The sequence below is a fragment of the Clostridium sp. genome (genome assembly GCF_036639235.1).
Classification (GTDB): domain Bacteria; phylum Bacillota; class Clostridia; order Clostridiales; family Caloramatoraceae; genus Clostridium_AB.
In genome coordinates, this window is record NZ_JAVWJB010000003.1 from 31,059 (window position 1) to 57,252 (window position 26,194).

At 32.0% G+C, this 26,194-nt stretch carries 25 protein-coding genes and 1 riboswitch; of the genes, 17 read left to right on the top strand and 8 right to left on the bottom strand.

All coding sequences use genetic code 11. From position 1 onward, the window contains the following. Nucleotides 1-25 precede the first annotated feature (25 nt). A complete protein-coding gene (locus RR539_RS01485) occupies nucleotides 26-856 on the top strand; it encodes a CvfB family protein (RefSeq protein ID WP_332472911.1) in 831 nt (276 codons plus the stop codon). Nucleotides 857-875: 19 nt separating this feature from the next. On the opposite strand, the gene RR539_RS01490 is transcribed toward RR539_RS01485, so the two are convergent. Further along, on the bottom strand, nucleotides 876-1,196 hold the full coding sequence (locus RR539_RS01490) for a hypothetical protein (RefSeq protein WP_332472912.1): 321 nt from the start codon (nucleotides 1,194-1,196) through the stop codon (nucleotides 876-878). Between the two features lie 73 nt (nucleotides 1,197-1,269). Here RR539_RS01490 and RR539_RS01495 point away from each other — a divergent pair, with 73 nt between their 5' ends. The 3 genes from RR539_RS01495 (at nucleotide 1,270) to RR539_RS01505 (ending at nucleotide 3,384) form a co-directional block, all read left to right on the top strand. After that, complete coding sequence (locus RR539_RS01495; protein ID WP_332483344.1) at nucleotides 1,270-1,737, top strand: hypothetical protein; 468 nt, start codon at nucleotides 1,270-1,272, stop codon at nucleotides 1,735-1,737. Between the two features lie 106 nt (nucleotides 1,738-1,843). Continuing rightward, nucleotides 1,844-3,061 carry a tryptophan synthase subunit beta gene (gene trpB, locus RR539_RS01500; RefSeq protein WP_332472914.1) on the top strand — a complete coding sequence of 406 codons (1,218 nt, stop codon included), beginning with the start codon at nucleotides 1,844-1,846 and terminating at the stop codon, nucleotides 3,059-3,061. A 170-nt stretch (nucleotides 3,062-3,231) separates the two neighbouring features. Further along, nucleotides 3,232-3,384: a zinc-ribbon domain-containing protein gene (locus RR539_RS01505; RefSeq protein WP_332472915.1), complete on the top strand. Its 153-nt coding sequence runs from the start codon at nucleotides 3,232-3,234 to the stop codon at nucleotides 3,382-3,384. A 91-nt stretch (nucleotides 3,385-3,475) separates the two neighbouring features. Here RR539_RS01505 and RR539_RS01510 read toward each other — a convergent pair whose 3' ends face one another. Next, the gene (locus RR539_RS01510) at nucleotides 3,476-4,585 is read right to left on the bottom strand and encodes a DEAD/DEAH box helicase (RefSeq protein ID WP_332472916.1); all 1,110 of its coding nucleotides are present in this window, start codon (nucleotides 4,583-4,585) and stop codon (nucleotides 3,476-3,478) included. 161 nt (nucleotides 4,586-4,746) lie between these two features. Continuing rightward, a riboswitch (molybdenum cofactor riboswitch) is annotated at nucleotides 4,747-4,864 on the top strand. A 608-nt stretch (nucleotides 4,865-5,472) separates the two neighbouring features. Between RR539_RS01510 and RR539_RS01515 the strand changes: the two genes are divergently transcribed. After that, nucleotides 5,473-6,441, top strand: coding sequence for a diaminopimelate dehydrogenase (locus RR539_RS01515; RefSeq protein WP_332472917.1), 969 nt, complete (start codon nucleotides 5,473-5,475; stop codon nucleotides 6,439-6,441). A 163-nt stretch (nucleotides 6,442-6,604) separates the two neighbouring features. Then, entirely contained in the window at nucleotides 6,605-7,123 is a 519-nt protein-coding gene (locus RR539_RS01520; protein WP_332472918.1) for an ECF transporter S component, read from the top strand. 42 nt (nucleotides 7,124-7,165) lie between these two features. Here RR539_RS01520 and RR539_RS01525 read toward each other — a convergent pair whose 3' ends face one another. Further along, nucleotides 7,166-8,119, bottom strand: a complete 954-nt coding sequence (locus RR539_RS01525) for an alpha/beta hydrolase (protein ID WP_332472919.1) — start codon at nucleotides 8,117-8,119, stop codon at nucleotides 7,166-7,168. A gap of 161 nt (nucleotides 8,120-8,280) precedes the next feature. Between RR539_RS01525 and RR539_RS01530 the strand changes: the two genes are divergently transcribed. The 4 genes from RR539_RS01530 (at nucleotide 8,281) to bioA (ending at nucleotide 11,740) form a co-directional block, all read left to right on the top strand. Continuing rightward, on the top strand, nucleotides 8,281-8,601 hold the full coding sequence (locus tag RR539_RS01530; protein WP_332472920.1) for a rhodanese-like domain-containing protein: 321 nt from the start codon (nucleotides 8,281-8,283) through the stop codon (nucleotides 8,599-8,601). Nucleotides 8,602-8,749: 148 nt separating this feature from the next. Continuing rightward, a complete protein-coding gene (gene bioB, locus RR539_RS01535) occupies nucleotides 8,750-9,715 on the top strand; it encodes a biotin synthase BioB (protein ID WP_332483345.1) in 966 nt (321 codons plus the stop codon). Further along, on the top strand, nucleotides 9,708-10,388 hold the full coding sequence (gene bioD, locus RR539_RS01540; protein ID WP_332472922.1) for a dethiobiotin synthase: 681 nt from the start codon (nucleotides 9,708-9,710) through the stop codon (nucleotides 10,386-10,388). Before bioB ends, bioD begins: the two co-directional genes overlap by 8 nt. After that, nucleotides 10,388-11,740: an adenosylmethionine--8-amino-7-oxononanoate transaminase gene (gene bioA, locus RR539_RS01545; RefSeq protein WP_332472923.1), complete on the top strand. Its 1,353-nt coding sequence runs from the start codon at nucleotides 10,388-10,390 to the stop codon at nucleotides 11,738-11,740. The genes bioD and bioA overlap by 1 nt, the downstream gene beginning before the upstream one ends. Before the next feature lie 26 nt (nucleotides 11,741-11,766). On the opposite strand, the gene hcp is transcribed toward bioA, so the two are convergent. After that, nucleotides 11,767-13,401, bottom strand: a complete 1,635-nt coding sequence (gene hcp / locus RR539_RS01550; RefSeq protein WP_332483346.1) for a hydroxylamine reductase — start codon at nucleotides 13,399-13,401, stop codon at nucleotides 11,767-11,769. Between the two features lie 260 nt (nucleotides 13,402-13,661). Between hcp and mnmH the strand changes: the two genes are divergently transcribed. Continuing rightward, entirely contained in the window at nucleotides 13,662-14,711 is a 1,050-nt protein-coding gene (gene mnmH, locus RR539_RS01555; RefSeq protein WP_332483347.1) for a tRNA 2-selenouridine(34) synthase MnmH, read from the top strand. An 82-nt stretch (nucleotides 14,712-14,793) separates the two neighbouring features. Continuing rightward, entirely contained in the window at nucleotides 14,794-16,248 is a 1,455-nt protein-coding gene (locus RR539_RS01560) for a 4Fe-4S binding protein (RefSeq protein ID WP_332483348.1), read from the top strand. A gap of 54 nt (nucleotides 16,249-16,302) precedes the next feature. Here RR539_RS01560 and RR539_RS01565 read toward each other — a convergent pair whose 3' ends face one another. Continuing rightward, nucleotides 16,303-16,800 carry a hypothetical protein gene (locus tag RR539_RS01565; protein ID WP_332472927.1) on the bottom strand — a complete coding sequence of 166 codons (498 nt, stop codon included), beginning with the start codon at nucleotides 16,798-16,800 and terminating at the stop codon, nucleotides 16,303-16,305. Nucleotides 16,801-17,061: 261 nt separating this feature from the next. Here RR539_RS01565 and RR539_RS01570 point away from each other — a divergent pair, with 261 nt between their 5' ends. Further along, nucleotides 17,062-18,240: a dicarboxylate/amino acid:cation symporter gene (locus tag RR539_RS01570; protein ID WP_332472928.1), complete on the top strand. Its 1,179-nt coding sequence runs from the start codon at nucleotides 17,062-17,064 to the stop codon at nucleotides 18,238-18,240. 197 nt (nucleotides 18,241-18,437) lie between these two features. On the opposite strand, the gene RR539_RS01575 is transcribed toward RR539_RS01570, so the two are convergent. Further along, nucleotides 18,438-19,853, bottom strand: a complete 1,416-nt coding sequence (locus tag RR539_RS01575; protein WP_332472929.1) for a spore germination protein — start codon at nucleotides 19,851-19,853, stop codon at nucleotides 18,438-18,440. A gap of 109 nt (nucleotides 19,854-19,962) precedes the next feature. Between RR539_RS01575 and RR539_RS01580 the strand changes: the two genes are divergently transcribed. Continuing rightward, nucleotides 19,963-20,349, top strand: a complete 387-nt coding sequence (locus RR539_RS01580; protein WP_332472930.1) for a CBS domain-containing protein — start codon at nucleotides 19,963-19,965, stop codon at nucleotides 20,347-20,349. Nucleotides 20,350-20,435: 86 nt separating this feature from the next. Continuing rightward, nucleotides 20,436-21,644: an NADP-dependent isocitrate dehydrogenase gene (locus tag RR539_RS01585; protein ID WP_332483350.1), complete on the top strand. Its 1,209-nt coding sequence runs from the start codon at nucleotides 20,436-20,438 to the stop codon at nucleotides 21,642-21,644. A 60-nt stretch (nucleotides 21,645-21,704) separates the two neighbouring features. Here the strand turns inward: RR539_RS01585 and RR539_RS01590 are convergent, their stop codons facing one another. Both RR539_RS01590 and RR539_RS01595 read right to left on the bottom strand, forming a co-directional pair. Further along, a complete protein-coding gene (locus RR539_RS01590) occupies nucleotides 21,705-22,292 on the bottom strand; it encodes a hypothetical protein (protein WP_332472932.1) in 588 nt (195 codons plus the stop codon). A gap of 103 nt (nucleotides 22,293-22,395) precedes the next feature. Further along, nucleotides 22,396-22,629 carry a DUF1292 domain-containing protein gene (locus tag RR539_RS01595; protein ID WP_332472933.1) on the bottom strand — a complete coding sequence of 78 codons (234 nt, stop codon included), beginning with the start codon at nucleotides 22,627-22,629 and terminating at the stop codon, nucleotides 22,396-22,398. 144 nt (nucleotides 22,630-22,773) lie between these two features. On the opposite strand from RR539_RS01595, the gene RR539_RS01600 reads away from it, so the two are divergent. Then, nucleotides 22,774-24,699, top strand: coding sequence for an ABC-F family ATP-binding cassette domain-containing protein (locus tag RR539_RS01600; RefSeq protein ID WP_332483351.1), 1,926 nt, complete (start codon nucleotides 22,774-22,776; stop codon nucleotides 24,697-24,699). 283 nt (nucleotides 24,700-24,982) lie between these two features. Then, the gene (locus RR539_RS01605) at nucleotides 24,983-26,176 is read left to right on the top strand and encodes a coenzyme F420-0:L-glutamate ligase (protein ID WP_332472935.1); all 1,194 of its coding nucleotides are present in this window, start codon (nucleotides 24,983-24,985) and stop codon (nucleotides 26,174-26,176) included. Nucleotides 26,177-26,194 lie beyond the last annotated feature (18 nt).

Consider the following 26,194-nt stretch of genomic DNA (forward strand, 5'->3'; position numbering starts at 1 on the left):
AAATAAAAAGAAGAAGGTATTGAAAATGATAAAACTTGGAGAAATACAAACTTTAAAAGTAATTAGAGAAGCTGATTTTGGGGTTTTCCTTGGATGTGAAGACGAGGATGAAGTTGTACTACTTCCTAAGAAACAAGTTCCAAGAGGAACTAATATAGGTGATGATATAGAGGTTTTTGTTTACAAAGACTCAGAGGATAGAGATATTGCAACAACTAGAACTCCAAAGATAGTTATTGGGGATCTTGCTGTACTTAAGGTAGTTGACTACACTAAAATTGGAGCGTTTTTAGATTGGGGTCTTGAGAAGGACTTATTCCTACCGTTTAAGCAGCAGGTAGATAGTATTGCTGTTGGAAATAGCTATTTAGTTGGGCTATATGTTGATAAGCAGGGTAGACTTTGTGCTACTATGAAGGTATATGACCTTTTAAGCTGTGAATCACCATATAAGGATAATGATATGGTTAAGGGAACCGTAATTAAGCTATCTACAATAGGTGCATTTGTGGCAGTAGATAATAAATACCAAGGACTTATTCTTAATAAGGAATTATTCGGTACTCCTAAGGTAGGAGACGAAGTTGAGGTTAGAATTAAGAAGGTTAGAGAAGATGGTAAGTTAGAACTTAGTCTTAGAATGCCAACTAAGAAGCAAATCGAAGTAGATGCTAAGATTATACTTGATAAGATAGACTCTAACTTTGGAACTCTATACTTAAATGATAGTAGTGACCCTGAGGATATTAAGAGAGAATTAGCAATGAGTAAGGGTGCCTTTAAAAGAGCAGTTGGAAGACTACTTAAAGAAGGTGCAATTAAGTTCGTTGATGGTGGAATAGAAAAAGCATGGTAAAACAAAGGATATGCCTTTGCTATAAGCAAAAGGCATATCCTTTTAAGTATTTTTCATCCTGATTATACACATTAGTATTAATGATTTTTGGAAGAATTCTTAGGGTAGAGGAATTAACCTCAATTCTATTAAGCTCATTATGGCTACGTACAGGGGAGAAATTGCCTAGTGTATAGGTTTTTATCTTTCCTGTTTTTTTATGATTAATTACAAGGGTATATAGTGGATCTATATTGGTTATATCATGTGAGAATATAACCTTAACTAAATATATATCATCTTCATATTTAAGGTGGATATTCTCATTAGAGCTGTTTTTACGTTTAATATATTTTTTCATAATTATCACCTGTTTTTTATTTAGGATACAAAATATAATTAAATAAGTAAAGTAAATTATTAAGGAGGGTAATATGGGTAAGGTAAAAAGGAATTTAAGAAATCTTAATAGTGTAAATTTAATTGAGGAAATAGGTAAGCAGTTTAGTGTTAATACTGAATATCTTCAGATTGTTAAGGAAGAGGACAGAATTACATATAAGAATATAGAATTAAATACTATTTTAGTTAATCTTATTTCAGAGGGTGAAAGTGTTTACTTAGAGAAGCTAGTTTCACTTAAGGCATTTTTATTATCTAAGGAGCAGGGAATGGATATTAATACTTTAATAAATAATATTAATAGTGTTATGAGCATTTCATGTAAGTTAAATAGTAGTGAAGAAGGTATAGTAATTAACAGTGAACTAGAAGGTTTTTTAGGTGCAGCTGCTATAGAATTTGATGCTAAAAAGGGACTGTTAACGGATTCTAAAAGACAAGCTAGGGTTAATATAAATAATGGAGTAATAGACTTTAATTCTATAGAAGAGGCTATATAGATATTATTATATAATGGTTGTGGATATATTTAGTTTTATTGATATAAAAAGGGTCAAGTGATAAAATACCAATAGAGGTAAAAACATATAAATAGGGGGAAGTAATATGGATTTTAGAACTTATTTAAGAAATTATCCAGATAAAAATGGTAGATTCGGTGAATATGGTGGGGCATATTTAAGTGAAGAATTAATACCAGCATTTGAAGAGGCAGCAAATGCATACCAAACAATATGTCATTCTTCACAGTTTATAAGTGAACTTAGAAGAATAAGAAAAGAATTTCAAGGTAGACCAACACCAGTATATCACTGTGAGCGTCTTTCGAGACAACTTGGAAATTGCCAAATATACTTAAAGAGAGAAGATCTTAATCATACAGGAGCACATAAGCTTAATCATTGTATGGGAGAGGGATTACTTGCTAAGTTTATGGGTAAAAAGAGACTTATTGCAGAAACAGGGGCGGGGCAGCATGGTGTAGCACTTGCTACAGCAGCAGCATTTTTTGGACTTGAATGTGAAATACATATGGGTGAAGTTGATATAGCAAAACAAGCACCTAATGTTACAAGAATGAAGATTCTAGGTGCTAAGGTAGTACCAGTATCACATGGTCTTAAGACCCTTAAGGAAGCAGTGGATTCTGCATTTATGTCATATGCACAAAATTATAAAGATTCTATATACTGTATAGGTTCAGCACTAGGACCACACCCATTCCCTTTAATGGTTAGAGACTTCCAATCAGTAATTGGATATGAAGCTAAGGATCAATTTAAGGAGATGACAGGGTTACTACCAGATATGGTTTGTGCCTGTGTTGGTGGAGGAAGTAATGCTGCAGGTATGTTTATACCATTCCTTGATGAGGCAGTAGAAATATGTGGAGTAGAACCTTTAGGTAAAGGGTCAAATTTAGGGGACCATGCAGCTAGCATGACATATGGAAGTAAGGGTGTTATGCATGGATTCGAAAGTATTATGCTTAAGGACGATATGGGAGAACCAGCACCAGTGTATTCAATTGCAAGTGGACTTGACTACCCATCAGTTGGACCAGAGCATGCATTTTTAAGAGATATAGGTAGAATAAAATATGATACAGCAAGCGATGAGGAGGCAATTGATGCATTCTTTAAGCTTTCAAGATATGAGGGAATTATACCTGCTATAGAAAGCTCCCATGCACTTGCATATGCTATGAGGGAAGCTAAAAATAGAAAGACAGGTTCTATATTAGTATGCTTAAGTGGTAGAGGTGATAAGGATATAGATTATGTAGTTGAAAACTACGGATATGGAGAAAATTATAAATTCTAAATATTATAATAACTACAAAAATCTCTTGGTTAGGTATTGTATATTTTAAAGAAAAGTGTTATAATAATTTACGTGGATAACCACAAAATAAAATTAAAGATTGAGTAACGAGCACTATTCCATTTTAAGGGTAGTTCATTACGGGATATCTTTATATGGAGGTAATTATAATGGCAGATAAGAACATCGTATGTAAAGACTGCGGATCAGAATTCGTATTCACTGAGGGAGAGCAAGAATTCTACAGAGAAAAAGGATTCGAAAACGATCCAGTTAGATGCCCAGATTGCAGAAGAGCAAGAAAGCAACAAAGAAACAACTAATAACGAGTTTTTCAAGGTTATAGCCTAGCTATAACCTTTTTTTAATATCCAAAAACACTTAAGGACGTATGAAATTCCATACGTCCTTTATTTATAGAGTTATTTCTCTTCTTGGTATTTTGTATTCTATAGCAGTTTCTATGTCTTTAAGCAATCTCATATCTTTTTGAGCTGCAAAAAGGCAAGTATAACCAGTATCCCCACGTCTTCCTGTTCTACCGATTCTATGAATATATATCTCGGGAGTTTCAGGCATGTCATAGTTATATATATGACTAACACCTTCAATATCAAGTCCCCTTGATGCAACATCTGTAGCTATAAGGTATTGAAGCTTAGCATCTCTAAATGACTTAATTATTCTTTCACGTTTTGACTGCTTTATATCACTATGGATAATATCACAATTATAACCCTTACTTTTCATAGCTTCTTCAAGAACATCAGCACGACGCTTAGTACGACAGAAGATAATAGCTAGGAAAGGATTATCTTCATTAAGTGCTGTTAGAAGAGAGTCCTGCTTGTGACGGTCACTTGTTTCTACAACTTCCTGCTTAATATTAGTTAAAGTTATTTCTTCAGATTCAACGGAAACATTTATAGGTTCAGTTGTATATCTATAAGCAAGTTTCTTAACGTCTGAATTTAGGGTTGCAGAGAAGCATAGGGTTTGACGCTTCTTTGGAAGTTGACGCTCTACCTTTTCAACATCATTTTTAAATCCCATAAGAAGCATTTGGTCAGCTTCATCTATAACAAAAGACTTAACCTTAGATAAGTCAACAGTTCCTCGATTAATATGATCTATTAGTCTTCCAGGGGTAGCTACTATAACATGTACTCCCCTTGTAAGCTTTTTAAGCTGCTGATTAACATCACGTCCACCATATACAGCTAGTGTATTAATACCTCTGTATTCAGCAAACTTCTCACATTCTTTAGATATTTGAAGTGCCAGTTCACGTGTTGGAGTTAATACAAGTAGCTGTGGGTATGATAAATTAGTGTTAATATTTTCGAATATAGGTAGTAAAAAAGCAAGGGTTTTACCTGTACCAGTTTGAGCCTCACCTATAACGTCTTTGCCTTCTTTAATAGGAATTATAGCCTCACACTGAATTTCTGTAGGAGTGCTTATTCCGTGTTTTTTAAGGACGCTAACTGCGTCATCATTTATTCCAAGTGTTTTAAAATTCATTTAATCAACCTTTCAATAGGGGTTTTGTATTATTATTTATCAACTAATAATATCATATATTCAATATACACACAAAGATAGGGTTATATTTTAAATAATATATTGCCATATATTTAATAAGGTAATATAATTTTTGTAAATGTAGTATTAATTTATACTACATAAAATATTCAGTCCGAGCTGACTAACCTAAGGCTTTTGTTATGGTTATATGCCAATGGGTGCTATTGGAAACGAAGGTGCCTCTCGTATTTAGAAAGGATTAGAATTATAATTTGCAAAAAAGATAGTTAAAACTATTATTTTTTGGTATGCCGTAAATTATGATTATTACCTTCTAGATTGGATTGAATTTATATTAATCCTAATTTAGGAGGATTTTTTGTTTTTATATGTGAAGGGCTCTACTATTGTATAAGGAACTAAGTAGTGATTATTATCCACCTAAAACATTTCATGTAAATAATCATATTAAACTTATATATAATAGTAGGAAATTGATTTCTATACCGAAAAGGCAACATCCTTTAAATGCTTATATAGGTAGAGAAAACATTTACATATACAAAATAAAAAAATCCAAAAGTTATAGCCTTCAAGTTGGAGGCGTGCTGATATACTCTACATATTAGGGGATAGTAAATTAATTACTATCCCCTAATTTATTTTTAACCAATTTGTATATAAAAAAACATACTTTACTTTTTAAGTTATTTTGTTATACAATACTAAATTATAAGCAAAGTTGAAAACAGATATCAATAATATTATAATGTATTTAATAATAATTATTGATTTATATTTTGTTAAAATATATTTATTTATGGGTTATCAGGTGGTAAAATAAATCATAAATAAAAATCTCAAGGAAAGTAAGGGTGCTTAAAATGAAGATAGGAATAGTAGGTTATGGAAATTTAGGAAGAGGGGTAGAGAAGTCAATTGCCCAAAATCCTGATATGGAACTAGTAGCTATATTTACAAGAAGAGAGGTTTCAACAGTAGATGGAGCTAGTTCAAAAATGGTACATATTTCAAAAATTGAAGAATACAAAGGAAAAATTGATGTAATGATCCTTTGTGGTGGTTCAGCAACAGATCTTGCAGAGCAAGGACCAGCAATATCAAAAATGTTTAACACTGTAGACAGCTTTGATACACATGCTAAGATACCTGAGTATTTTGATAGTGTTGATGCATCAGCTAAGTCAGGTGGAAATTTAAGCGTTATTTCAGTAGGTTGGGACCCAGGTCTATTCTCACTTAATAGACTACTTGCACTTTCAGTACTACCAGTTGGTAACGAGTATACTTTCTGGGGTAAGGGAGTTAGTCAAGGACATTCAGACGCTATAAGAAGAGTTGAGGGAGTTAAGAACGGTATTCAGTACACAGTTCCAACAGATAAAGCCCTTGAACTAGTAAGAAGCGGAAGTAATCCAGAACTTACAACAAGAGAAAAGCATGAAAGAGTATGTTATGTTGTTGCAGAAGAGGGTGCTGACCTTAATAGAATTCAAGATGAAATTAAGAACATGCCTAACTACTTTGCAGATTACAATACAACAGTTAACTTTATATCAGAAGATGAGCTTAAGAAGAACCATGCAGGTATTCCACACGGTGGATTTGTTATTAGAACAGGTATTACTGGTGAAAACACTAAGCAAAAGATTGAGTTCTCACTAGAACTTGGAAGCAATCCAGAGTTTACTGCAAGTGTATTAACTGCATATGCAAGGGCTATATACAAAATGGCTGCAGAAGGTAAGAAGGGTGCTGTTACAGTATTTGACGTACCATTTGGATATCTTTCACCAAAGTCAGCAGCAGAACTAAGAAAAGAGCTTCTATAATTTTAAAAAAAACAATTTTAATTAATAAAAACTACCTTAATTTTTTTAAGGTAGTTTTCTTTATATTTTAAATTTTATATTGACAATCCCTATTAAAAGTGTATTATATTTGTAGAAATTATTGATTATAATTGTATCCATACATTTATAGGGGGGAAGAGATATGAGAAGTAATACTAAGATATTAGTGCAGACAGCATTAGGAGTAGCACTAGTTACACTATGTACAATGGTAATAAAAATACCAATACCATCAACACAAGGATATGTTAATGTTGGAGATGCTATGATATTTGCACTGGCGATTTCTCTTGGGAAAAAAAGAGCTGCTTTAGCCGGGGGAGTTGGAGCATGTATTGCAGATATTTTACTTGGAGCAGCAATTTATGCACCTGCAACATTAATAATTAAGGCTGTAGAAGGATATGTGTGTGGGATTATTTATGAGAACATTAAGGAAAAGAGTACATTAACAGGTACGATAGTATCTTGCTTAATTGGTGGGCTTGTTATGGTAGTAGGTTACTTTGGATATGAAGCTATATTATACGGTTATATACCAGCAGCTGCTGCAATAATACCTAACCTAATTCAAGGAGGGGCAAGCTTAATTATTGCAGTTCCTTTAAGTAAGTTGTTAACTAAAACAGTACAAAAGCTTGAAATAAGTAGCGCAGCTTAATATATAAAATTAAGGGAATGACAAATGTCATTCCCTTTTATTTTAGTTTGTGTATTTTTGTATAAAACTATTAACTGTTTTAAAGTAGAGACTAGGGTTAACCCCTGACGATTTACCATGTTCAGCACCTTTTATTATTAGTTTTTCTTTCTCTCCACTATGTGCATTATAAAGTGTATCTACCATTTCAAATGGAACGAAGTCGTCCTTATCTCCATGAATAAATAACATAGGTAGTTTAGTTTTCTCTATTTGCTTAACAGCAGATGCAGCATCAAGTGAATAGCCTGCTCTATATTTAACTAGTAAATTAGATGCATTTAGTATAGGGAAGCTTGGTAAATTAAATTTATTGTTAAGATGATATGAGAATTGATTCCATGCAGAAGTGTATCCACAGTCCTCAACAACTCCCTTTACATTGATTGGAAGGTTTTCCCCACTTGTCATCATAACAGTTGCAGCTCCCATTGAAACTCCATGTAGAATGATTTCGGCATTATTATATTTTGAGGTAATATAATCTATCCACTTTACAATATCGAGTCTATCATCCCATCCCATACCGACATACTCTCCGTCACTTTTGCCATGGCCACGTAAATCAGGAAGAAGCACATTATATCCTAAATAGTTAAACTGCCTTGCATAGGTGTCCATATTCTTACTACTATTATTATATCCATGAACAGAAATTACCCACACATTACTTTCTTTTTTAGGCTTTATTTCATACCCATATAGATTTAAATTATCAAATGATTTTATATTAATTTCCTTTTTGTTTGAGGCTTTTTCTAGCCACTGCTTGTCTGTATAGCCATTAACTACAACTGAAGACTCCTTAAGTCCACCATCATTAAAAACCATATCCTTAGGTGTATTAGGATTAAGGGCTAGATTATAAAAAAAGTTTGCAATAAAATATAGTCCTATAAAAGTTACAGTTGTTACTACAACTAATATAATTAATAGAATTTTTTTAGGTTTTGTCAAATTAGTACCCCCCTTTACTTCCTTATAATATAACTATAAATTAAAATACAATATTTGTCTTTAAAATTTATAATGTAGTTAGATAAATAATTGTTTTTCATTGACAAAAAATATATTAAGTGAATAAAATAAGATATGCTTTAATTTTATAGGAGGTAATTATGAATAATAAAATTAATGGAGCCCAGTACAAAGATCTTAATGTTAATGAAATTGATTCTATAGTAGAGGACTTAGCTCTTATTGATATAAGAGAGCCGGATGAATATAATAGAGGACACTTACCAAGTGCTAAGAATATACCTATGAAGCAGCTTATTGAGTTTGCAGATGATTATTTAGATAAGTCTAAGGAGTATCATATTGTATGTCACTCAGGAGGGAGAAGTGCTAGAATATGTAGATTTCTTGCTTCAAGTGGATTCAATGTTGTTAATTTAGCAGGTGGAACTATGGAATACAAAGGAAAAATAATTAAATAATTTTTTTACTAAGATTATACCCCTAGTAGGTATAAATTAGGGTATTGTTAACTATGAGTTTATAACAGAGGTTGACAATACCCTTTTTTATATGATATTTTTGAATGAAGATTTTTGATCAATATTATCATCTAAGAGGGGGATAGCAATGGATATTAATAAGCTTGTAGATAGTATTATAGAAGGATATAAATTAACTCGGAGTGAAGCGTTAGAATTGTATAATGGTAGACTAGAAGACTTAATTAGTGGTGCAACTAGAATTAGGGAGAACATAAAGGGAAACAACTTTGATTTGTGTACTATTATTAATGGTAAAAGTGGTAAGTGTAGTGAGGATTGTAAGTACTGTTCACAGTCAGCCCACTATAATACAGGGGCTAAAGTGTATCCTATGCTACCTTTAGAGGAAATAGTTAATAATGCACTTAAAAGTCATATTGATGGCATTAATAGATTTTCAATTGTTACATCTGGAAAAAGGCTTTCAGACAAGGATTTAGACTATGTATGTAAATGCTATGAGAAAATTAAGTCCCTTTGTTCTATTAAGTTATGTGCTTCACATGGACTTTTATCTTATAAGGACTTTAAAAAGCTTAAAAAAGCAGGGGTTACTAGATACCATAATAATTTAGAAACATCAGCTAATTACTTTAAAAATATTTGTACAACCCACAGCTATGAGGAAAAGATAGAGTCTATTAAAGAAGCTCAAAGTGCAGGACTTGTAGTATGTAGTGGAGGTATATTTGGACTTGGAGAAGGTTTTGAAGATAGAGTAGATATGGCGATTCAGCTTAGAGAACTTAATATTACTACGGTTCCTATAAATATTCTAAATCCAATTTTAGGGACTCCACTTGAAAATAATAAGATTTTAGATCAGGAGGATATTATAAAAAGCATTGCTATATATAGATTTTTACTTCCTACAGCAGATCTTAGACTAGCAGGTGGAAGAATAATATTAGAGGATAATGGAGCTGCGGCAATTAAGGCAGGAATTAATGCTGCTATAACAGGAAATATGTTAACAACACTTGGTAGCACCGTTGAAGATGATGTTAAAATGGTATCTAACCTTGGATTTAGTGTAGGGTATTATGAGTAGGGGTTTATTTATAACTGGAACTTCTACTGATATAGGTAAAACATATATAACATCAAGTATTAATAAGATTCTTTATGATGCAGGGTATAATACAGCCTATTATAAACCTGCATTAAGTGGAGCAGATGAAATTAATGGACAAGTTGTATGTGATGCTACTAAGGTATTTGACAAGGTTAATATTAAAGTTGATTTAGAAAAGCACGTATCATATATTATGAAAATGCCAGCTTCCCCACATTTAGCATCAAGGGAAGAGGGAATATATATTAATATTAAAAAAATAGCAGATGATTTTTACAATTTAAGTGATAAATATGAGTATATAACAGTTGAAGGATGCGGAGGAATAGTATGCCCTATTAGCCTAGATGAAACAAGACTAATGCAGGAAGACATAGTAAAAATGTTTAATTTAAATGCAATAATAGTTAGTGATGCAGGTCTTGGAACTATTAACTCTACAGTTCTTACGGTTAACTATATGAAGAGTATTGGCATAGTAATTAAAGGAATAATTCTTAATAATTTTATATATGGAGATGTTATACATGAGGATAATGCTAGGGTTATTAGCAGTATTACAAACATTCCTATTATTGATAAGGTAGAGAGGAATAAAGAGGTTAACTTATCACCAGAGATTATAGCTTCTTTATATGGTGTTGTTTAGTGAATTTAGTAGATAAGGACTTAGAATATATATGGCATCCATGTTCACAGATGAAGGATTATGAAGACCTTAAGCCTATTATAGTTGATAGGGGGAAGGGGGTATATCTATATGATATTGAAGGAAATAGCTATATAGATATAGTAAGCTCATGGTGGTGTAACCTATTTGGTCATAGTAATGAAATTATTAATGAGGCTGTGAAGAATCAGCTTGATAATTTAGAACATGTTATATTTGCCAACTTTTCAAATAAGCCTGTAATTAACCTATGTACAAGGCTTCAAAAATATATGCCAAAGGGACTATGCAAGTATTTTTTCACAGATAACGGATCTGCTGCTGTAGAGGTTGCTATGAAAATGAGCTTTCAATATCATGCCCAAAATGGTAATGAAAGAAAAACTAGGTTTATGGCATTAGAGGATGGATATCATGGAGAAACACTTGGAGCACTGTCTGCTGGAGGAGTAGATTTATACTCAAAAATATATAAGCCATTACTTTTAGATGTTATAAGAACTCCTGCACCGGATTGTTATAGATGTAAATATAATAAAAGTAGAAATTCTTGCAGTGCAGAGTGTTTTGTAGAGGCGGAAGATATAATAAGAGAGAATGCAGACATGGTTTCAGGATTTTTAGTTGAGCCTCTACTTCAAGGAGCAGCTGGTATGAGAATATATCCACCTGTTTATCTTAAAAAGCTTAGTGAGGCTTGCAGACGATATAATATTCATCTTATAGTAGATGAAATAGCAACAGGGTTCTACAGAACAGGTAGGATGTTTGCAGCTGACTATGCAGGTATTACACCTGACTTTATGTGTTTATCAAAGGGGTTAACAGGTGGATATATGCCAATGGCAATAACTATTACCACAAATGAAATATATAATGGATTTTATGATGATTATAATAAGCATAGAGCATTTATGCATAGCCATACATACTCAGGTAACCCTCTTGCAGCTGCAGCTGCAAATGCTGTTTTAGATATTTTAGAAGAGGGAAGTCTAGTTGAATCACTTAAGGATAAGGGAGAATATATAAATGCTTTAATTAGTAGGGAATTTAAAGATAATAAATATGTTGGTGAAATTAGAAGTATAGGACTTATTAATGCAATTGAAATAGTGAAGGATAAGGACTCTAAGGAAGGGTTCAATAGCGACATTAGACTTGGATATCAAATATATAAAGAAGCATTAAGCAAGGGACTACTTTTAAGGCCACTTGGAAATATTATATATTTTAACCCACCACTTACAATTACCTATGAAGAAATAGAAAAGTCAATAAAGATATGTGTAGAGGCATTTAATATAATTGATGAGATTGTTAATAAATAAAAGGGCTGAAATTTCAGCCCTTTTGTTTATGAGAAGAATTTATTTAAATCATTTTCTACTGTTGAAATTCCAGCTATATTAAAGTTTTCCACAAGGAAGTTTACAACATTAGGTGATAGGAAGCCTGGAAGAGTAGGTCCTAGATGTATGTTTTTAATCCCAAGGTGTAGTAGAGAAAGTAATACTATAACAGCTTTTTGCTCATACCATGCAATATTATAAACAATAGGAAGTGAATTTATATCATCAAGTTCAAATACTTCCTGAAGCTTAAGTGCAATAACCGCAAGTGAATAAGAATCGTTACATTGACCAGCATCAAGCACCCTTGGAATTCCATTAATATCACCAAGGTTTAATTTATTATATCTATACTTAGCACATCCAGCAGTTAATATAACGCTATCATTTGGTAGTGATTTTGCAAAATCAGTATAGTATTCACGTGATACTTGTCTTCCGTCACATCCAGCCATAACTACAAACTTCTTAATAGCACCTGTTTTAACTGCATCAACAACCTTGTCTGCAAGTGAAAGTACTTGATTATGTGCAAAGCCACCTATAATTTCACCAGACTCAATTTCAATAGGTGCAGGTAGTGTTTTTGCAAGGGCAATAATAGAACTAAAGTCCTTGTTTCCACTAGAGTCTTTATCTATATGAGTACACCCAGTATATCCAGCTGCACCGGTTGTAAATAGTCTTGATTTATAGCTTGCTCTTGGTGGAACTATACAGTTTGTTGTCATTATAATAGGTCCATTAAATGTTTCGAAATCCTTTACCTGAGAATACCAAGCACCACCATAATTACCTACAAAATGTGGATACTTTTTAAATTCAGGGTAGTAGTGTGCAGGTAGCATTTCAGAATGGGTATAAACATCAACTCCACTATCAATAGTCTGCTTAAGTAGAATTTCAAGGTCTAACAGGTCATGTCCTGAAACTAATATACCAGGGTTGTTCCTTGTTCCTATATTAACCTTAGTAATCTCGGGACTTCCGTATGTTGAAGTATTAGCATTATCTAAAAGAGCCATTCCATCAACTCCAACCTTACCACATTCAAGCGAAAGAGTAATAAGGTCGTTTAGTGAAAGTGAATCAGAAAGAATATTTCCTAGGGTAGACTGTATAAATATATGAATTTCTTCACTATCATGATTAAGTTCTATTGCATGTTTCATATATGCACTAAGACCCTTAAGCCCATAAGTTATAAGTTCCTTCATACTTCTTATATCTTCGTCTTTTTCATTAAGTATTATAGCGGATTCAAGGGAATTATCTATTTCTTCGTTTGTAGTGAAATTAACCTTAGAATATTTACTTAATACATTTATATCTATGCTTTTAATAAGTTGGTTTTTTATATTAATTGTTTTAAGTATTCTTTCGTAAAAAATATTATTATCAAAGTTAGCATTAGTAATAGTTGAAAATAGGTTAAGTATTATATGGTGATTAATATATGAATCTATTTTATATCCATGTTTTCTATTTTCGTTAATAACCTCACTTAGCCCCTTTGTAACATATATAAGCATATCTTGAAGCTTGGCTAGAGTAGGTGTTTTACCACAAGCACCGATTATAGTACAGCCGGAGCAGTTTGCAGTTTCTTGACATTGGTAGCAAAACATTTTATTTTCCATAATTGTATCTCCCTTAATTATTACTTTATAAATAATATAAGGGAAAGTTATCTGAAAATATGTTGCATATGCAACGTAAATAAAAAATTAAAATAAACATATAATAAAATAGACAAAAGGATAATTAATAAATTTACATACTACTCTTTATCTTTAATCTAAAAAGTGTTTAAATATAATATAGAAATACTAAATATTATGTTATTTAATTATAGATTTTAGAAATAATATGAATTTCACATATAGAATAGAGGGAGATTATGATCAAGACTATAGAGTACGAAAGAATAGATAATTCAAGTATTAAGGGGAGATATGTTTTAATCGACGTAAGAAGCCCAGGAGAATTCCAAAAAGCTACTATACCAGGAGCTATTAACCTACCATTATTTACAGATGAAGAAAGAGAAGAGATCGGAACTGTTTATGTACAGGAATGTAGAGATAAGGCAAAAAGACTCGGAGTAGTTGCTGCATCAAAAAAGCTACCTGAAATATATGATAGAATTCAGCAGCTACAAAAGGAATATAAGTCATTAATTTTTCTATGTGAGAGAGGTGGAATGAGAAGTTCCTCGATAGTATCACTCTTAACAAGTGTAGGAGTTAATGCATTTAAGGTTTTAGGTGGATATAAGGGCTATAGAGCATATATTAATGAATCACTTAAGGAAGTTATGAATGGAGTTAACTTTGTTGTTATTCATGGTAATACAGGTGTTGGTAAAACCAAAATATTAAAGAAGTTAGAAGAAAAGGGATATGATGTATTAGACCTTGAAGGATGTGCTAATCACAGAGGGTCACTTCTTGGGTCAGTAGGAATCGGTCGTCAAAACTCTCAGAAAATGTTTGAAAGTCTTGTGTATGAAACCCTTAAAAATAGAAAGAGTAATACTGTTTTTGTAGAGGCTGAAAGTAAGAGAATAGGGTATGTGTTTGTTCCAGAACATATTCATAATGCTATGAGGGATGGAGTACACATTAATGTTATTTCATGTATAGAGTCAAGGGTAGATAATATACTTGAAGATTATGTTTATGATAATAATGATGAGCTTATTGAAAGTGTTGATAAGCTATCTAAATATATATCAGCTAAGAATATAGAAGAATACAAATCGAAAATCCTAGGTGGATTATATAGGGAAGTTATAGAAGATCTTATGATAAAGTACTATGATCCAATGTATCTTAATAAGAAGTATGATTACCTTCTTGAAACTGATAGCAGTATAATGGATAATGCAGTTAATGATATTATTAACTGGTATGAAGAAAATAAACATGAAATAGATAAAGAAAAATAAGGGACCCACCCTTATTTTTTTGTGGACAATATACCCCTATGGGGTATATAATATATTAAAAGTATTTTTGGAGGATAATCAAATGGGGGAATACTATATTAAAACTAACAGGATCTTTACAAGGGTAAGAAGCTATATATGGATACTAACACCCTTAGTTGCTATAGGAGGTATATTTGAAAAGAAGTTAGGGCTTTTAATACCACCTATAATGTTAACATTAATAGTTATGTCATTTTTTAGAGGGCGTTATTGGTGTGGTAATTTTTGTTCACATGGTAGTTTCTATGATAAGTACCTACTTAAGATAAGCAGAAATAAAAAAATATATGATTTTTTAAATTCTAAAATTGTTATGGTTGTTTTTTTTACATGGTTTATGTTTAATATAACAAGAAAGTTAATTGCAGCAGTTAATAGCTTTGGAACCAGTATGTTTCTAGATGATTTAGGGTATGTATTTACATCAGCATATCTAATGGTTTTAGTTCTTGGAGGATTAATAAGCATAGTAAATTCACCTAGGGCCTGGTGCAAGGTATGTCCTATGGGAATTATGCAAAAAGGGTCATATAAATTAGGAGATGCTTTAAATATAACAACTAAAACAGATAGGGTACTAACAATAGATTCAAAGTCTAAGTGTCACCTTTGTGGTAAATGTGCAAGGGTATGTCCGATGCAGCTTGAACCATACCTTAACTTTGATTCTGACAATAGATTTATCTCTAATGAATGTATTAAATGTAGTACATGTGTTAAGAATTGCCCAGCATCTATTTTAAGTTTTGAAAATAATCATACACATTTAGTAAATATTAAAAAAAGGGAAAAATCATCCATTATTGATATGCGTGAAGAAAATGAGGGCACTATTACAAAAATAAATAAGTATAGTCATAATGTAATAGGACTTGAAATTAAATTAAATAGTGATATTGAAAAAATACCAGGAGGGTATATACTTCTTAAAATTCAAGATAGTCCACTTCAATATAGAGCATATACAGTAGCAAAATATATAGATGATAATACACTTGAGGTTATTATTAAGCTAGAGGAAAAAGGATATGGTACAAATATTATATTTAAGGAATTTAGAGAAGGGTATACTACAACTATAAAGGGACCTATAGAAGGTGAAATTTCAAAAATAGATAAGGTTGAAAAAGCATTATTTATAGCAGGTGGGATTGGATTTACTCCATTTATAGAACTTATAAATAGGGTTCTAAAAGAGGATAAAGGTGAGGTTACAATGCTTCATGCAGCAAGATATGAGGGGGACCTTATTTATAATAATTACTTTGAAGAAGTAGGTGCAAAGGAAAATGGGTTTAAGTATATTCCAGTACTTTCAAGGGATAAAAATACATTATATGATAAAGGTAGCGTTGTAGAAAAACTTCAGGATATTAAAGATATTAAAGATTATAAGATTTATGTTTGTAGTTCAAATAGACTTGCAAATTCAATAGAAGAAAAGCTTATAAGTCTTGGAGTAGATAAAGAAAATTTATTTATTGAATCACTATAGATGTTAATATAATTAAACAAATAAAAGGGAATCTCATAGAGATTCCCTTTATAATTATCCTTGGAAGTCAACCTTCTTAAGTTTTCCGCCTTCTTCAATAGTAATCTTAGTAATCTTAGCTAATTTCTTCTCATCGTTAATCTTAGCACATTCAACTACTTGGAATACCTTTGAAGTATCAGAATTAATCTTATATACATCCTTAAGAATCTTAAGAATTGCATATGGATGGTCTGGGTCCTTAATACTTATAAATGAAGTATTAGGAATTAGTATTGTGTCAGTTATAAGTTTAGCATAATCAATATCCTTAAGGTCTGGTATTATGTAGTACTCAGCCTCATCTTGAATATCATCAAATGTTTTAACCTGTTTAATCTTGTGTATCCCCTTGGCAGTTGCACTTACTGTAGCCATTAGAGGAAGGATTCCCCAACCCTTATGTCCTGAAATTATTAGATTGTCCTTATTGCTAATAGCCTCTTCAATATAATTTCCATGAGCCTCTGTCATGAAACCTGAATCAACTAGTTTCTTAATCATAGGATTCAATGCTAATACCCCCTATAGAAAAATTTTATATATAACTCTAGATATATATATAGTAAATATAATAACACTTCCAAATAGATATTTCAAAAATTTAGATAAAAGATAAAAATATAACAATTGAATAGGTTTGGTCTATAGAATATATTAATAATATAAAAATAGGGAAAGCTAAATAGGGGTTTAGATTATAATGTATTTGTATTACAATAGTACTGTAAAAACACAAAAGTACACAAGATAAAGACAAATTAGGAGGATATAATGAAAAAGTTTAAATTAGGCCTTATGACAAAGCTGATTCTTGGAATACTTATTGGTATTTTAATTGGGAGCTTCGCACCTAAGGTAGTTGTAGAAGTATTAGTAACATTCTCGTCACTGTTTGCAAGTTTTCTTAAGTTTACAATACCTTTTATAATAATAGGATTTATAGTTGTTGGTATTGCAGATCTTGCTAGGGGAGCTGGAAAGCTATTGTTTATAACAACAGGAATAGCATATTTTTCAACTATAATAGCTGGAATAATAGCATATTTAGTAGCTAAGAATCTTTTTCCATTATTTATTAGTGGAGAAGTTAAGAATATAAGCGATCCATCCTCTACGATGCTAGAACCTTTATTTTCTGTTCCTATAGCACCCTTAATGGATGTAACCACAGCAATAGTATTTGCATTTATGATAGGGCTTGGACTTTCAGCTTTAAGAAATAGAGATAGAGGAGTAGAACTCTATAATCTAGCATGTGATTTTCAAGATATTATAAAAATGGTTTTATCAAATATTATTATACCCATATTACCTTTTTACATTGCTGGAACATTTGCTAATATTACATTTACAGGTGAGGTATTTAATATAATTAATATTTTCTGGAAGGTGTTTTTAGTTATAATTCCTCTTCATATTATCTATATATCATTTATGTTTATAGTTGCAGGTGTTGTATCAAAGAAGAATCCATTTACTATGATTAAGAACCAAAGCCTTGGATATATAACTGCACTTGGAACACAGTCTTCTGCTGCAACAATTCCAATTAATATTCAATGTGCAGAGAAAAATGGGGTATCTAAAAAGATAAGAGAATTTGTAGTACCACTGTGTGCAACAATTCACTTATCTGGTAGTGTTATATCACTTATGTCATTTTCAACAGCTGTGTTAATGATGAATTCTATGGACTATTCATTTAATATAATGCTTCCATTTTTAATGGTTCTTGGAATTGCTATGGTAGCAGCACCAGGTGCACCTGGAGGGGCTATTATGAGTGCACTTCCTTTCCTACCTATGATAGGGATTCCATCAGATGGAGGAATTGCAAGTATTATGATTGCACTATATATTACTCAGGATAGTTTCGGAACAGCTGCAAATGTATCAGGAGATAATGCAATTGCAGTAGTAATAGACAAGATAAGTACCAAAATAAAATAACAAAAAAGCAAACAAGCGATTAAGGGAGTTAAACTTAATCGCTTGCTTCTATTATAATATGTTTTGGGGTAAAAAGTTTAAATGAATATGCAATCAGTATGGTTTTTAAATTCCTTATACATGATTTGGCTTCTTCATTATAGTAAAACTCCAAAGTGTGTTTTGTGTGAAGTTAATATGTTCTTTATATGAAAGAGCTATTTTTTAGAGGATTTAAGCCTTGTTCTAAATACTAAGTGGGTAAGTTCCTTAATATTAAGTGGAATTAGTGGATATAAATAATGTTCCCCTGTAAGAGTCTTAGTAAATCCAATAAAGCATAGGGTTAAAATAAGCCCTATAATAAAACCTGGTATATTAAATATAGAAACAAGTACTAAAAGCATAATACGCATAAATTTAACTGCATAGCCCATTTCTATACTTGGCTGAGAAAAGCTTCCTAGTGCAACTACAGCCATATATAAAATAGACTGAGGAATAAAATATCCAGTTTTAACTGCAAACTCACCAAGAACTAATCCACCTATAACAGATAGTGACATACCAAGTGAACTTGGAGTGTTAAGTGAGGCAAGTTTTAATCCATCAATAGAAAGTTCGAGAAGTAGGAACTGCCATATTAATGGAATGGCAAACTCATCTATTGGAATTAAAAACTGGAGGCTTTGGGGGAGTAAATTAGGGTTCTGGGTTAAAAGTAAAAAAACAGGGGTTATGAGGAAAGTAGCTAAAAATATAAGGTTACGGGTAAATCTTAAAACATTACCTGTAACTACAGGAAGATAATAATCATCAACATCCTGTAAAAAATCAAAAAAGCTAGTCGGAAGAATTATTGCTGAGGGTGAATTATCAACAATCATAATAATTTTTCCATCTAATATATGTGCCGCTGCAACATCAGGGCGTTCAGTATACCTCACCTTAGGGAATGGGTTTATAAGAGAGCCACCTGTTATAGCTTCAACAATACTTTGATCGCTCATAGTAAGAGATTTAACCTTAAGGTTTTTAAGTTTTTCTTTAATAACTGCTAGAGCCTTCTTATCTTCACTTCCACTAAGATATCCAATAGCAACGTCTGTACGAGAAAGCTCCCCAACAGAAAACATTTCAAAAATAAGTTTAGGGTCCCTTATTCTACGTCTAATAAGAGCAGTATTAAATACAATTGTTTCAACAAAGCCATCCTTAGCACCACGAAGAACCTTCTCCTTCTCAGGTTCCTGGGTAGAGCGGGCAGGATATGTACGGGAGTCAAGCATAATGCAGCTAGAGTATCCTTCTATAAACATTGCAACTTGACCAGATAACACAAAGGTAATAATAGTATCAAAGTTGGTCTCTTCACCTACCTCAACATAGGGTACACAGTTCTCTATAAAATCCATTGAGGTTTTAAGGGAATTCATCTTCTCAGTAGTAATATCAAAAAAGTCTGTAAAAATTCGCTGTAGTAAATCGTCCTTAGTAAATCCATCTATATAGTACAGGTAGGCTTTCTTGCCACCTATAATAAGAATTCGCTCTATAATATCAAAACTTTCTTTAAGTTTTAGAATTGACTGAATCTCATTTATATTAGATTGGAAATCTTTTGTTTCCTTCAAAGTTATACCTCCTTGAAAATAGAATATATATAGTTAATAAGTATATTTTGAGCATATTTTTAAAAAGTATTCTACTTTTGAGAATATATTAGATTAGGAGGGGATTTTTATGTCAAAGAAAATAATGTCTAAAAATTATATAAGCTTTAAGGAAGACGATTCAGTTAGATATGTACTAGATAGCTTAACTGCAAATGGGGTAAATGGTGCGCCTATTTTAAACAATGAAAAAAGGTTAGTTGGAATAATAGTTAAGGCAGATGTTTTTAGATTTTTAATTGAGGATGGACATTTTGATACCTGCCCAATAGAGTGGGTAATGACTAAGAAGGTAATAACTGCAGGGGAATATGAGGATGACCTTGAAATCGTTAAAAGAGTTCGTGAAAGTAATATTGCAGCTATACCAATAATTGATGAAGATGATCATGTTATTGGAATGGCTACACTTGAAAGTATTATTGATGCATTTTTAGAAAATAATTATGTAATATAGTGAAATTTTTCAAAAAGATATATTTCATATTTCTTCTCTTAAAGGTATAATATAGTTGGTTAAAAAGTATTTAAGGGGGGAAAACAATGGTGAAAATACAAATGACTACTCCATTAGTCGAAATTGATGGAGATGAAATGACTAGAATAATATGGAAACAAATTAAGGAGCATCTTATTTGCCCATTTGTTGATTTAAAGTCAGAGTATTACGATTTAGGTCTTGAGTATAGAGACGAAACAGATGACACGGTTACTTTTGAGGCAGCAGAAGCAATCAAGAAGTATGGGGTTGGAGTTAAGTGTGCAACTATTACACCTAATGCTGAGAGAATTAAGGAATACAACCTTAAGGAAATGTGGAAAAGCCCTAATGGGACAATTAGAGCAATTTTAGATGGAACAGTATTTAGAAAGCCAATTATCGTAGATAATATTAAGCCTTTTGTACGTACTTGGGAAAAACCAATAACAATTGCAAGGCACGCTTATGGTGATATATACAAAGGTGTTGAAGCTAAGGTAAGTGAAGGTGACGTAGCTGAGCTTGTAGTTAAGTCAAAGAATGGTGAAGTGGTATCAAGTGAAGTGATCCATGACTTTAATGGTAGCGGAATAGTTATGGGAATGCATAATACACAAAAATCAATTGAAAGCTTTGCAAGAGCATGTTTTAATTATGCACTTTCAGAGAAGGAAGATCTTTGGTTCTCAACTAAGGATACTATTTCAAAAAAATATGATCATACATTTAAGGATATATTTGAAGAAATATATGATAATGAATATAAGCTTAAGTTTGAAGAAGCTGGAATTGAATATTTCTACACACTTATTGATGACGCTGTAGCTAGAGTTGTTAAGTCAAGTGGTGGATTTATATGGGCTTGTAAGAACTATGATGGAGATGTTATGTCAGACTTCGTTGCAACTGCATTTGGTTCACTTGCAATGATGACATCAGTTCTAGTATCACCAGATGGATACTTTGAATATGAAGCAGCCCATGGAACGGTACAAAGACATTATTACAAGCACCTTAAAGGTGAGGCAACTTCAACTAACTCAATGGCAACAATATTTGCATGGAGTGGAGCTCTTAAGAAAAGAGGAGAACTTGATGGAAATAACGATTTAGTTAAGTTTGGAGAAGCAATTGAAAAGGCTTCAATTATGGCAATTGAAGAGGGTGTTATGACTAAGGATCTTGCTGCTATGGCACAGGGAGAAATTAAAATTGTTAACACTGAAGAATTCTTACTAGAAATTAAGGCTAGACTAGAAAAGCTTATATAATATAAGAAAAGAGGGTGTCATTAAATAGTTGTAATTAAACTATTTATATGACCCCTCTTTTTAGTTGTTTGTTGACTTAAATAGTTGTGGCTTAAAATTATATATTATTGAAATAACAATACCACCAACAGTACCGTTTATTATATCTATCATAGTATCTGTAAGACTGCCACCCTGGGATTGAAGGTTAAATAGGAAATCAGTTGTAAATTCATAAATTTCCCAAACGCCAGCAGTTGCAATGCTAAAGATAATTAGGTAAAAGCATATAAATGTTTTGTTGTAGAGTATAGAATTATTCCTATCTATCTTCTCGACTATTAGGAATCCAAATAGGGTAATAATAAATCCTGAGGATAGATGAAGAATATCATCCCAATTAGTAACTATACTATACATATGATTAGTATGACCTAGGTACATAGATAAAAAAATAAATAATACCACGAAAAATCTTAAAAGCTTATTAGGGTTAATCTTTGCTACTTTGTATATTTTGTTAAGTAGGAAAGTTATACCAAGAGTTAAAAAGCAATATAGCCCTTCAAAATAATTTCCTTGAAATAATATATATGTTCCCTGAAAGGTAAGGGCTACCCTAAAAAGATTAAGAAATATACTAAAAAAGCTGTTAAAATATCTGTTCATATAAAGCCCCCTTTTTAGGAATTATAACATGTATAAAAAATGGATAGGTTTCTATAAGGTTATAATTAAAGGTAGTATTTTAGAAATACTACCTTTAATTAAGTTAAGAAAGAATCTTAGATGCTGCCTTAATAGGTGCAAGCTGACCTTCATCATCTATAAGTTCAAGTGCTTCATTACCGTTAATAATGCTAAACTTATATACATCTATCTCGGAAATATTATCTTCAGGACTCATAAGTACATAGTCGCTACTGTTAACAGATAAAAATTCCTTAACAGTAAATTTAACTAATTCCCCTTCTTCGTTTCTAAATGAATAAACCTTTCCCTTCATAACGTAGCCTCCTTTAGTGCATTTTGATATTATTGTGTGTATTTTAACTGGTTTTATCCTTGAAATTATGTAAATACTATAATTTTTTTATAGGTTCAATATGTGATATAATTTTTTATAAGCGCAAAAAAAGGTGGTTATACTATGAATTTATTAACATTAGAAAATATATCAAAAAGTTATTCAGAGAAGAAATTATTAAATAATATAAACCTTGGAATAAATGAAGGTGACAAAATTGGTATTATAGGAATAAATGGAACTGGAAAATCTACACTCCTTAAAATAATTGCAGGGCTTGATGAGTTTTATGAAGGTAAAATTGTTAAAGGTAGTAAGGTTAGAATAGAATATCTTCCACAGAATCCTGAGTTTGAGGGTGAAGATACTGTATTAAAGCAGGTTTTTAGAGGATCATCTAAGGAAATGACATTACTTAGGGATTATGAAGCTCTTCTTAGCAAATTATCTAGTGGAGAAGATGTTAATGATAAATTAATTACAGTTCAAACAGAAATAGATTCACTAGGTCTTTGGGAAATGGAAAGTGAAGCTAAAAAAATATTAATGAAGCTTGGAATTACTGACTTTACTAAGAAGATTAAGCATCTTTCAGGTGGTCAAAAGAAGCGTGTTGCCCTTGCAGGTGCGTTAATTACCCCATGTGATATTTTAATACTTGATGAGCCTACTAACCATATGGATAATGAAACAATAACATGGCTTGAAGAATTTATATCAGGTAAGCAGTCAACCCTTGTTATGATTACCCATGATAGATACTTTTTAGATAATGTTACAAATAGAATTGTTGAACTTGATAGAGGAAATTTATATAACTATGAAGGTAACTACTCAGTATATCTTGAGAAGAAGCTTGAAAGAGAAGAAAATGATAGGGCACGTGAGGACAAAAAGCAAAGCCTTATTAGAACAGAACTTAAGTGGGTAAGAAGGGGAGCTAAGGCTAGAACAACAAAGCAAAAAGCTAGACTTCAAAGATTTGATGAACTTGTAAGTAGTGTTAACGATATTAGAAAAGAGACACTTGATATATCAGTTGCATCATCAAGACTTGGTAAGAAAATACTTGAGATTAAGAATATAGGAAAGTCATATGAGGGAAGAAATCTTATAAATGATTTTTCATATACTGTTCTTAGAAATGATAGAATTGGTATTATAGGACCTAATGGTATAGGGAAGTCTACACTAATGAAGATACTAAGCGGGAATCTACAGGTAGATAGTGGAGTTGTTGAAACTGGTGAAACAGTTAATATAGGCTACTTCTCCCAGGAATGCGATGATATGGACGAGAATCTTCGTGCTATAGATTACATTAAGGAAGCAGCTGAGTTTATAGAAAATGCTGAGGGCATAAAAATTTCAGCATCTCAGATGTGTGAAAGATTCTTGTTCGATGGAACAATGCAGTATACTCATATTAAAAACCTGTCAGGTGGAGAGAGAAGAAGAATATATCTTTTAAGAACACTTGCAAAGGCTCCGAATGTACTACTTCTTGATGAGCCTACAAATGACCTTGATATTGAAACTCTAAAAATACTAGAAGAGTATATAGATGAGTTTAATGGGGCGGTTATAGTAATATCCCATGATAGATACTTTCTAGATAGGGTTTGTGATAAGATATTTGCCTATAATGGTAATGGGATTATTAAGGAGTATACTGGAAACTATAGTGATTATATTTTAAGAAGAGAAATTGATCTTATAGAGGAAGAAAGAAATTCTGAACCTGAAGTTAAATTAGATAAGGAAAAAAAGCCTCAGGTTAAGGAAAAGACCTTAAAAACTAAATTCTCTTTTAAGGAACAAAGAGAATTTGAAACAATAGATCAGGATATTGAGGATATAGAAAGTAAAATTTCCTCAGTTGATAAGGAAATAGAAAATGCATCAACGAACTATGCATTACTTGAGGAATTACTTCAAAAGAAGCAGGACCTTGAGTTAAAGTTAGAGGAAAAATACGAAAGATGGGAAGTTTTAAATGAGCTAAACGAGGAAATTGAGAGAAATAAGGAGCTTATAAAGAAAAAATAGTTCACTAAATAGTTTATTATTTAACAATCTACAAGGTTAAAAATGTAAGTTTATTTATAATTAGGCACCGGATTTGTTCGGTGTCTTTTCTTATAATCGGAAAATAAAAAGTAAATATCTTAAAAATGTTCGGTATAACATTTGTAAAAAGTTAAAAACATAAATTTTATTAAGTTTTCTACAAATTATTATGGTAAAAAGCTGAATGATAGTATAAAATAAATTTGTAAGAAGAAATAACACTTAATTCAAGTTTAATTAATAAAACTAAGGGGGAATATTAATGTCAAGATTAATAGGAACATCAGCAAGAGGTTTAAGAGCTCCAATTATTAAAGAGGGAGATAACCTAGCACAAATAGTTGTAGATTCAGTTATGGAAGCAGTAACAACTGAAGGTATAGTTATGGGGGATAAGGACGTTATAGGAATTACAGAATCACTTGTTGCAAGAGCACAAGGAAATTACATATCAATTCAAGATATAGCAAACGACATAAAGGCTAAGTTTGATGGGGAAATTGCAGTAATGTTCCCAATACTAAGCAGAAATAGATTTTCACTAATTCTTAAGTCAATAGCACTTAGTGGAAGAAAAATGCACCTATTCCTAAACTACCCATCAGATGAAGTTGGTAACCACCTAATGGATATCGACATGATGGATGAAAAGGGAGTTAACCCATACAAGGATGTACTTACAGAAGCTAAGTACAGAGAATTATTTGGGGAGAAGGTAGAACATCCATTTACAGGAATTGACTACGTTCAAATGTACAGAGACATTGTTGAAGAAGCAGGTGGAGAAGTTGAAATTTACCTAGCTAACGATCCAAGGGAAGCTCTTAAGTACACAGACCAAATTCTAGTGGCTAACATCCACGAAAGACATAGAACTAAGAGAATAATGAAGGCAGCTGGAGCTAAGGTTGTTTACGGACTTGATGATATAGCATCAACTTCAGTAAATGGAAGTGGATACTCAGAGTATGGACTACTTGGTTCAAACAAGGCTACAGATGATACAATTAAGCTATTCCCAAGAGATGGAAAGAAGTTTGTTGAAACTGTTCAAGCTTCACTTAAAGAAAAGACAGGAAAGAACATTGAAGTTATGATTTACGGAGATGGAGCATTTAAGGATCCAGTAGGAAAGATATGGGAACTTGCAGATCCAATAGTATCACCAGGATTTACTGACGGTCTAGCTGGAACTCCAAACGAAATTAAGCTTAAGTATGTTGCTGACAACGATCTTAAGGATGTTGATTCATCAAAGCTTGCTGAAGAAATGAGAAAGAAGATTAAGGAAAAGGAAATGAACACTAATGCTCCAGGAAATGAAGCACTAGGAACAACTCCAAGACAAATTACTGACCTACTAGGAAGCTTATGTGACCTTGTAAGTGGTAGTGGAGATAAGGGAACACCTATTATCCTAATCCAAGGATACTTTGACAACTACGCTTCAGAGTAATATTTTAATTAATAAGTG

What these genes read in the sequence shown, in the direction of transcription:
- RR539_RS01570 (WP_332472928.1), top strand. Translation starts at nt 17,062, where the DNA reads ATGAAAAAGTTTAAATTAGGCCTTATGACAAAGCTGATTCTTGGAATA.
- RR539_RS01595 (WP_332472933.1), bottom strand. Translation starts at nt 22,629, where the DNA reads ATGAAGGGAAAGGTTTATTCATTTAGAAACGAAGAAGGGGAATTAGTT.
- RR539_RS01530 (WP_332472920.1), top strand. Translation starts at nt 8,281, where the DNA reads ATGAATAATAAAATTAATGGAGCCCAGTACAAAGATCTTAATGTTAAT.
- RR539_RS01590 (WP_332472932.1), bottom strand. Translation starts at nt 22,292, where the DNA reads ATGAACAGATATTTTAACAGCTTTTTTAGTATATTTCTTAATCTTTTT.
- RR539_RS01520 (WP_332472918.1), top strand. Translation starts at nt 6,605, where the DNA reads ATGAGAAGTAATACTAAGATATTAGTGCAGACAGCATTAGGAGTAGCA.
- bioD (WP_332472922.1), top strand. Translation starts at nt 9,708, where the DNA reads ATGAGTAGGGGTTTATTTATAACTGGAACTTCTACTGATATAGGTAAA.
- RR539_RS01505 (WP_332472915.1), top strand. Translation starts at nt 3,232, where the DNA reads ATGGCAGATAAGAACATCGTATGTAAAGACTGCGGATCAGAATTCGTA.
- RR539_RS01580 (WP_332472930.1), top strand. Translation starts at nt 19,963, where the DNA reads ATGTCAAAGAAAATAATGTCTAAAAATTATATAAGCTTTAAGGAAGAC.
- trpB (WP_332472914.1), top strand. Translation starts at nt 1,844, where the DNA reads ATGGATTTTAGAACTTATTTAAGAAATTATCCAGATAAAAATGGTAGA.
- mnmH (WP_332483347.1), top strand. Translation starts at nt 13,662, where the DNA reads ATGATCAAGACTATAGAGTACGAAAGAATAGATAATTCAAGTATTAAG.
- RR539_RS01515 (WP_332472917.1), top strand. Translation starts at nt 5,473, where the DNA reads ATGAAGATAGGAATAGTAGGTTATGGAAATTTAGGAAGAGGGGTAGAG.
- hcp (WP_332483346.1), bottom strand. Translation starts at nt 13,401, where the DNA reads ATGGAAAATAAAATGTTTTGCTACCAATGTCAAGAAACTGCAAACTGC.
- RR539_RS01585 (WP_332483350.1), top strand. Translation starts at nt 20,436, where the DNA reads ATGGTGAAAATACAAATGACTACTCCATTAGTCGAAATTGATGGAGAT.
- RR539_RS01495 (WP_332483344.1), top strand. Translation starts at nt 1,270, where the DNA reads ATGGGTAAGGTAAAAAGGAATTTAAGAAATCTTAATAGTGTAAATTTA.
- RR539_RS01600 (WP_332483351.1), top strand. Translation starts at nt 22,774, where the DNA reads ATGAATTTATTAACATTAGAAAATATATCAAAAAGTTATTCAGAGAAG.
- bioB (WP_332483345.1), top strand. Translation starts at nt 8,750, where the DNA reads ATGGATATTAATAAGCTTGTAGATAGTATTATAGAAGGATATAAATTA.
- RR539_RS01560 (WP_332483348.1), top strand. Translation starts at nt 14,794, where the DNA reads ATGGGGGAATACTATATTAAAACTAACAGGATCTTTACAAGGGTAAGA.
- RR539_RS01510 (WP_332472916.1), bottom strand. Translation starts at nt 4,585, where the DNA reads ATGAATTTTAAAACACTTGGAATAAATGATGACGCAGTTAGCGTCCTT.
- RR539_RS01490 (WP_332472912.1), bottom strand. Translation starts at nt 1,196, where the DNA reads ATGAAAAAATATATTAAACGTAAAAACAGCTCTAATGAGAATATCCAC.
- RR539_RS01605 (WP_332472935.1), top strand. Translation starts at nt 24,983, where the DNA reads ATGTCAAGATTAATAGGAACATCAGCAAGAGGTTTAAGAGCTCCAATT.
- RR539_RS01485 (WP_332472911.1), top strand. Translation starts at nt 26, where the DNA reads ATGATAAAACTTGGAGAAATACAAACTTTAAAAGTAATTAGAGAAGCT.